The sequence below is a fragment of the Vicinamibacteria bacterium genome, from assembly GCA_035620555.1.
Taxonomy (GTDB): Bacteria; Acidobacteriota; Vicinamibacteria; order Marinacidobacterales; family SMYC01; genus DASPGQ01.
Map to the genome: position 1 here is coordinate 1 of DASPGQ010000365.1, position 7105 is coordinate 7105.

General features: G+C 62.5%; 7 protein-coding genes. 4 read left to right on the forward strand and 3 right to left on the reverse strand.

Annotation, left to right across the window (positions count from 1 at the left end; genetic code table 11):
- A partial coding sequence (locus VEK15_14745) for a hypothetical protein (GenBank protein ID HXV61953.1) occupies positions 1 to 192 on the reverse strand: 192 nt, incomplete at its 3' end.
- Between the two features lie 263 nt (positions 193 to 455).
- Between VEK15_14745 and VEK15_14750 the strand changes: the two genes are divergently transcribed.
- Together VEK15_14750 and VEK15_14755 are read left to right on the forward strand one after the other, a co-directional pair.
- Positions 456 to 1535 (forward strand): fumarylacetoacetate hydrolase family protein, encoded by a 1080-nt coding sequence (locus tag VEK15_14750; protein ID HXV61954.1) that lies wholly within the window; start codon positions 456 to 458, stop codon positions 1533 to 1535.
- A gap of 65 nt (positions 1536 to 1600) precedes the next feature.
- The gene (locus tag VEK15_14755) at positions 1601 to 2116 is read left to right on the forward strand and encodes a hypothetical protein (protein ID HXV61955.1); all 516 of its coding nucleotides are present in this window, start codon (positions 1601 to 1603) and stop codon (positions 2114 to 2116) included.
- A 24-nt stretch (positions 2117 to 2140) separates the two neighbouring features.
- On the opposite strand, the gene VEK15_14760 is transcribed toward VEK15_14755, so the two are convergent.
- On the reverse strand, positions 2141 to 3067 hold the full coding sequence (locus tag VEK15_14760; GenBank protein HXV61956.1) for a fatty acid desaturase: 927 nt from the start codon (positions 3065 to 3067) through the stop codon (positions 2141 to 2143).
- 58 nt (positions 3068 to 3125) lie between these two features.
- Here VEK15_14760 and VEK15_14765 point away from each other — a divergent pair, with 58 nt between their 5' ends.
- A complete protein-coding gene (locus tag VEK15_14765; protein ID HXV61957.1) occupies positions 3126 to 3587 on the forward strand; it encodes a thioesterase family protein in 462 nt (153 codons plus the stop codon).
- A gap of 79 nt (positions 3588 to 3666) precedes the next feature.
- A complete protein-coding gene (locus VEK15_14770) occupies positions 3667 to 6102 on the forward strand; it encodes an ABC transporter permease (GenBank protein ID HXV61958.1) in 2436 nt (811 codons plus the stop codon).
- 90 nt (positions 6103 to 6192) lie between these two features.
- Here VEK15_14770 and VEK15_14775 read toward each other — a convergent pair whose 3' ends face one another.
- Positions 6193 to 6906, reverse strand: coding sequence for a hypothetical protein (locus VEK15_14775; GenBank protein HXV61959.1), 714 nt, complete (start codon positions 6904 to 6906; stop codon positions 6193 to 6195).
- Positions 6907 to 7105: the final 199 nt, after the last annotated feature.

Genomic DNA, 7105 nt, shown 5'->3' on the forward strand with positions numbered 1-7105 from the left:
AATGACACGTCGCCGGCTATCGTTTCGCGACTGAACGCCTCCCGCCCGTCCCAGGTGAGGTTGTGTTCGATTGTGAAGGCAGAGCTCCTTTTCGGTGCCCGAAAGAGCGAGCGGCCGGCGGAAAACCATCGCGCGCTTCAATTGTTCTTTGCTCCCTTCCGATCGCTTCCGTTCGATGATTCGTGCGCCCATCAATACGGAATCATCCGACACGATATGGAGCGTACGGGACAAACATCGGACCCAATGACATGATGATCGCAGGCATCGCCATGGCAAACGAAGTGACGCTCGTGACCCACAATACCGACGAGTTCTCGCGCGTCGTCGGCCTCGAATGGGAAGATTGGGACCGATAATGGCATCCACCTCGTGCTGAACTGGCCGGCTGCCTTCTCGTCGGCGAACGACTCGTCCCCTTGACGGCGGTCGACTCGTTCACGTAGCGTTGCGGCATGCTCGCACTCTTCTTTCTGGCAACGCTTGCGTCTCCGGAGCCTTTCAAGCTCGGCACCTTCGAGCGGAACGGAGACGAGGTCATCGGAATCGTACTGAGGGACCGTTACGTCATCGAACTCGCACGGGCGAACGCCTCGCTCGAGAGACGGTTTCCGTTGTGGGTGAAGCTCCCCATGCCCGAGGACATGGGCGAGCTCATCGGACGCTACGACTACGGCATGCGGGAGCGCATCCATGCCATCGTCGAGGCGCTTGCCGAAAGCCTCGACGACGAGCGTCGCCCCAGCTACGTCCACGACCTCGACGAGCTCATCGTCCTGCCGCCGGTTCGGCCGGGCGTGATCCTCGCCGCCGCTCTCAATTACTGGGCGCACGCGCAGGAGATGACAACGGGAGCTCCCGCCGAGATGTCGGATGCCTCCGCTCTCGACGACTCTCCCGTCTCGATGGACCATTTCTGGCAACGTCCCGAGGGGGACCGCCGCCAGAATCCCTACCTCTTCTTCAAGCCCCCGAGGATCGCCATCGCTCACGAGCAACCGATACTCATGAAGCCCGGGCGCGAGCAGCTCGACTGGGAATGCGAGCTCGCCGTCGTCATCGGAAAGCCGGCAAGCCACGTGCCCATCGCCAAAGCGAGGGAGCACGTCTTCGGCTACACGATGATGAACGACGTCGGCGACCGTGAGGGCCGGGGCGACAATCGATATGGCTCCGATTGGCTCGTGTGGAAGAGCTCGGACACCTTCGCGCCGCTCGGCCCGTTCATCGTTCCCAAAGAGTTCGTCGCCGATCCGCAGAGCCTCGACATCTGGTTCGATCTCTCGCGCCAACGCATGCAAGACGCGAATACCGAGCTGATGCAGCACAGCATCGACGAGCTTCTACACTTCGCCTCGAACAACCTCATCCTTCGCCCCGGCGACGTCATCGCCACGGGAACTCCCTCGGGCGTGGGGATGGCCCGCACGCCCCCCATTTTTATGAAACCGGGTGACGTGGCCGAGTGCTCGGTGGAAGGCATTGGAACGCTCCGAAACCCGATCGCGATGTGGTCCGATGTCATGAGGCGGTAGGCTTCGATTGAAAGTGATCGACGCATCGGCATATGCTTCGCCATTCATCAAGGAGGAAAACGCTCATGCAATCTTCTCGAAGGACGGCCGTCAGGCTCACGCTCCCGCTAGCGCTGGCCGTTTTGCTGTCCACTGCCACGATGGCCGCCCCGCAATCGGCGGGCCAGGTGCAAGACCAGCCCGCGAGCAATATGGACATCCTGCGGGACAAGCTCAAGGCGGACAAGAAGCTTCTCATTGCCGAGAATCTGGGTCTCACCGAGGCGCAGTCGGCGAAGTTCTGGCCGATTTACGAGGAGTACCAGAAGGAGCTCGAGGGAATCAACCAGCGGCTCGGGCAAGTCATCCAGAGTTATGCCACCGAGTACAACGCGAGCACTCTGACCGACGCGAAGGCGAAGTCCCTGATGGAGGAAGCGCTCTCCATCGAGGAGGCGGAGGTCACGCTCAAGAGGAAGTACCTGTCCAGACTCGATGGCATCATTCCCGCCATGAACGCGGTGCGCTACCTCCAGATGGAGAACAAGATTCGGGCCCTCATCCGTTTCGATCTGGCCGCGAACATACCTCTCGTGGAGTAGCCGTCCGGCCGAGAGAACGAAGATTCAGGCCGCTCGAAAATGGTTCGCCCTCGAGAAGGTCGCTGTGTCGTCGAAACGAACGCCGTTTGCCCGAAGCACGGGAAAGACGTCGTGGGCGATGAGCTGCCGGATATAGAACGGCTGCTCGACGACGTAATGATGCAGGGCGTGGGTGGAGCCGAAGTTGAAGCAGAAGAGCTGCAGCGGCCATAGGTAGAATGGCCGGAGCACCTGCGTTTCCTCGTCGAGGCTCGAGACGTCCCCGTAGTAGTGAACGTTGGAGGAGATGAGCGTGAGAGAGGCCTGCCGCAGGGTGTTGGGAAGCACCCAACCGACGGCGAGCACGTCGATCGCAGGATGAGGGAAGCGAAGGACGAAGCCCAGCGCGACCAGCGCAAAGACGGGATAGACGGGAATCGAGGCGAGCGCAAGATCTCGTCGCCGGAAGCCGGGAATCTCGCGCGAAAGCCTCCGCGCGTTCAGCAGGAAGGCGAGTGCGCCGTCCAGGGTGACTGCCGCGCGCCGGATGCCCCATGGCGTCCCCAGACCGAGTATGCGCTCCTCGACGTCGGTGTTCGAGCCCGAGGCGCGATGATGATGGAAGTGGATCTTACGGCGGTACCAGCCGTGCACGACGTTTCCGCGAAAAACCCAGACGAGAAGCATCATCGCGTTGTGGACGAGGGGCTTACCTCGGAAATAGAGGAAATGGATGAGGTCGTGCTCGATCTCGTGCAGGATCGAAGCGAAAAAAGCGTTGCCAAGCAAGCACGCGTACCAGGGGATCCGCCCGGTAGCATATAGCGCGCCCAGAGCGAACATCCCGGCGAGGGCCAGCAGAAACCACGTCGCGCCCACGCCGTTCTGATGACGCAGCAGGGGATGGCGGCTGAGCGCTCGCTCCTCCGCCGAGCGAATGGCGTTTCTCACCCGTTGAGCGCGCTCGTCCATCCCGGGTAGGATAACGCACCATGACATCGGTTTACGACCCAATTCGCTGACGGCCTCGATGAGCGACGAGGTAACGGAGCTCTTCGATGCCGTGCGGGCCCTCTTCGTCGAGAAGATCCCCTTCAACAAGCTGCTCGGCACCGAGATCGAGGAGCTCTCATTCGAGAGCGCGAGGATCCGGTTCGGTTTTCGAGACGAGCTCGTCGGGAATTACATCCGTGGAAGCCTTCATGGTGGGGTCGTCTCGGCGACTCTTGATCTGACGGGCGGTCTGGTCGCCTTCATGGGAGCCCTGCGCGACGCCGATGGGCGAACTCCCGAAGAGAAAATGGCGTCTCTCGCCAACGTCGGGACGATCGACCTTCGGGTGGACTATCTCCGCCCGGGGCTCGGTGCGCACTTCCTGTGCTCGGGTCGCGTCCTTCGTACCGGCAACAAGGTGGCGGTCATTCGTATGGAGCTCGTGAACGACAAGGAAAGCCTGATCGCCGTGGGGACGGGCGCCTATCTCGTGGGGTAACCGGGCCGAAACTTGACAGAACGCTTCCGGCGCACTAACTTGTAGAACATCTAGGGGAGAGAATCCTGGAGGTGCGCTCATGGAGACCTTGCTGGTCGACCTACGTTCCGCCCTGAGAGGACTCGGAAAGAGCCCCGGATTCGCCGTGGCCACGGTCGTGACCCTCGCGCTCGGCATCGGCGCGAATACGGCGATCTTCAGCCTGGTGAACGGCGTGCTCCTCGAGCCTCTCCCCTACCAAGAGGGCGAACGCCTCGTGCTGCTCCAGCAGAGCGCGCCCAAGGCCGACGTGGACAACCTCGCATTCTCCATACGAGAGGTCTACGACTACCGCGACCAGAACCAGACTCTGGAGGCTCTCGTCGAGCACCACTCGATGACGTTCACGCTTCTCGGGCGCGAAGAGCCCGAGCGGGTCTCGACCGGCGTCGTCTCGGCGGAGTTTTTCGACGTGCTCGGTGTGACACCTGCTCTCGGGCGTTCGTTCCGGCCCGAGGACGACGACCTCGGTGCCGAGGCCGTTCTCATCCTGAGCAACGGCTACTGGCAGCGGAGCTTCGGAGCCGACGAGTCAGTCGTCGGAACGGCGCTCGAGATGAACGATCGCACCCATACGGTCGTTGGCGTTCTCCCTCCCATCCCCCAGTTCCCCGTCGAGCACGATGTCTACATGCCCACGTCAGCCTGCCCGTTCCGGGCGGCGAACGAAGAACGGATGAACGAGAATCGAAGCGCGTTTCGCGCGATGACCGCCTTCGGCCGTATCCGTGACGGGATCACGGTGGACGCGGTTCGAGCCGACTTCGCCACGATCGCCGCCGGCTTCGAGAGCGACTATCCCGACACCTATCCCGAAGAGGCCGGCCTCGCCATCACCGCCACCCCGCTCCAGGAAGCGCTGACGAGCGGTGCCCGGACGACCCTCTTCATCTTGCTCGGGACCTCGGCGCTGGTGCTCTTCATCGCCTGCGCCAACGTCGCCAATCTGGCGATGGCGCGTATCATGAGACGCGATCGGGAAATGGCGGTTCGGTCATCGCTCGGCGCCGGCCTGGGAAAGCTCGTTCAACAAAATCTCGTCGAGACCGGGATCCTGTCTCTTGTCGGTGGAACGCTCGGCCTCGTCCTCGCCTATCAAGGTCTCGGCCTCCTCACCGCATTCATGGGCCGTTTCACGCCTCGCGCGGTGGGGATCGCGATCGACGGAGGCGTCCTCGTTTTCACCTTGGCGGTCTCGCTGATGACGGCTGTCGTCGTGGGCCTTCTGCCCGTTCTCGCCTCGAAACCGAGCCTCGCGGCCGCCCTGCGCGACGGCGTGCATACCACCGAGCAGAAAGCGCGCATCCATCTGCGCGGGCTTCTCATTGCTGGACAAGTGGCTCTCGCGGTCGTCCTTCTCGTCGGCGCCGGCCTCATGCTCCGGAGCCTGTACCGGCTACAGCAGGTGCAGCCCGGATTTCGAACCGAGAACGTCCTCCTGGCGCGCATGTCACCCAACTGGTCGCGGTTTCAGAATCAAGAGGATGCGCGGCGTTTCTTCGTCTCGCTACTCGATCGAGTGCGCGCCATCCCGGGAGTGATGTCGGCCGGGGTCGGAAGCGGCCGGCCTCTCGACGGCCAGCCTCCTTTCACCAGCTCGTTTCGCATCGAGAACATCGAGATCCGGGAGGGCGAGCTCGCCCCGCAGGTCGCGACGCGAGTGGCGAGCCCCGACTATTTTCGCACCCTCGACATCCCGCTTCTCAACGGCCGCACCTTCACCGAGCTCGACCACCAGGACGCCACACCCGTGGGCGTCATCAACCGTTCGCTCTCCGAGCAGTTCTGGGCAGGGCGGAATCCGATTGGCGAACGGGTCTCGCTCGACGACGGCGAGAACTGGATCACGGTCGTGGGCATCGTCGGCGACGTGCGGGAGCAGACGCTCGAGACCGAGCCGGTCGGAGCCATCTATCTTCCCCAGGCCCAGTCGTTCTGGGCCCAAACCCTCGTGGTACGAACGCCCTACGACCCGATGACCGTCGCCCGCCAGATCAAGGAAGCCGTGCTCGCAGTCGATCCCGAGCAACCCGTCGATCGATTCGAGACCCTGGAGCAGTCGCGACGGGCCTCGATGGCATCGCCGCGGGTCACCGCCCTTCTTCTCGGACTATTCGCCGCTCTCGCGCTCGTCATCTCGGCAACCGGCATCGCCGGCGTCATTTCCTATTCGGTGAGCCAGCGCACCCATGAGATCGGAATTCGCATGGCGCTCGGAGCGCAGCGAAGCCAGGTTCTCACCCTGGTCCTCCGGCAGGGCCTGCTCATCGTCGCGCTGGGTCTGGCCGTGGGCATTGCCGGTGCACTGGCCGCGAGCCGAATGCTGACGGACGTGCTCTTCGAGACCAGCCCGGCCGACCCACTGACCTTCGCCGCGGTGCTCGTCGTGCTGCTGGGAGCGGCTCTCGTCGCGAGCCTGCTCCCCGCTCGAAGAGCGGCTACGCTTCATCCGACCATCGCGCTCCGCAGCGAGTGAGGCTCACTCTCGATAAAGATAGGGACCGTTGAACCACCGCTCTTGGCGGGCGTTTTCCGAATCAAGTTCACGAAGGGATAGCGCAGCCGGTCAGCTCTTCTTCTTGAACGCCTCCTCGACTTGCTTCTGGATGTCCTTGAACTCCTTCGAAAGAAGCTTCTCTTCGTCCTCGGTTAGGATTCGGAACGGTACGCGGATGAGGCTCTCCTGAAACTTCACGTTCAGCCAATGCTGGCCGTACGCGATGCCACCTGGCACCTGGAAAAAGAGCCGTCCGAGACAAGCGCGCTCGGAGCTGAGCTCGACCTCATCCCACGGCATCGGGCGATCCTCGAGGTCGGAGAAAAAGCCAATCCGGCACGCGTGGATCGCGCTCGGCGGAAAGTAGTTGATCGAGTCGCGCTGGACCCTCTCCCGCATCTGCAGCGCGCGCACTTCGTTCGACTTCCGGTATTCGGTGAGGGACGGCAGAGGAAGCGTCTTGCCGTCCGGAGTCTCGAGCGACAACGCATCGCGGGTCATCGTGTAATCCGGTACTCCTTCGCGAACGGTGACGCCGAACTCGAGGAGCATCCACTCCTTGCCAAGCGACTCGTTTGCGAGGCGATAGCCGAGGATGGCATAGCCTTCATTGTTGTACGCCGCGCGAATGTAAGCGCCCTCCATCGTCATGATCTCGGGCACCCCGGCCTCGGGTATCTGCACTTTCGGCTTCTCCTGAGTCCGGGTATTACCAGGAGTTGGAAGCGCCCAGGTCGAAATCAGTACGAGGAGGACGAACGTCGATAGATTGCCGTATCTCAATGGAATCTCCTTCAGGACCTCAAGCTTATACCACCGGACAGCTCGAAGTGGTTCGGGTACCGGACGTCACCCACTACGCAGCACTCGTAGAGCATTGGGCGCGATCTTCAGCGGTCGAGGCTCCCTCTTCCCCCTCAGCTGGACCGCCAACGATTCCGCAACGTGCCAACGAGAGAGGCGCTAGTGCGCTCCGTCCCGG

Bases quoted from the DNA above. Each gene is read 5' to 3' on its own strand.
- VEK15_14750 (HXV61954.1), top strand. From the start codon at position 456: ATGCTCGCACTCTTCTTTCTGGCAACGCTTGCGTCTCCGGAGCCTTTC.
- VEK15_14755 (HXV61955.1), top strand. From the start codon at position 1,601: ATGCAATCTTCTCGAAGGACGGCCGTCAGGCTCACGCTCCCGCTAGCG.
- VEK15_14760 (HXV61956.1), bottom strand. From the start codon at position 3,067: ATGGACGAGCGCGCTCAACGGGTGAGAAACGCCATTCGCTCGGCGGAG.
- VEK15_14765 (HXV61957.1), top strand. From the start codon at position 3,126: ATGAGCGACGAGGTAACGGAGCTCTTCGATGCCGTGCGGGCCCTCTTC.
- VEK15_14770 (HXV61958.1), top strand. From the start codon at position 3,667: ATGGAGACCTTGCTGGTCGACCTACGTTCCGCCCTGAGAGGACTCGGA.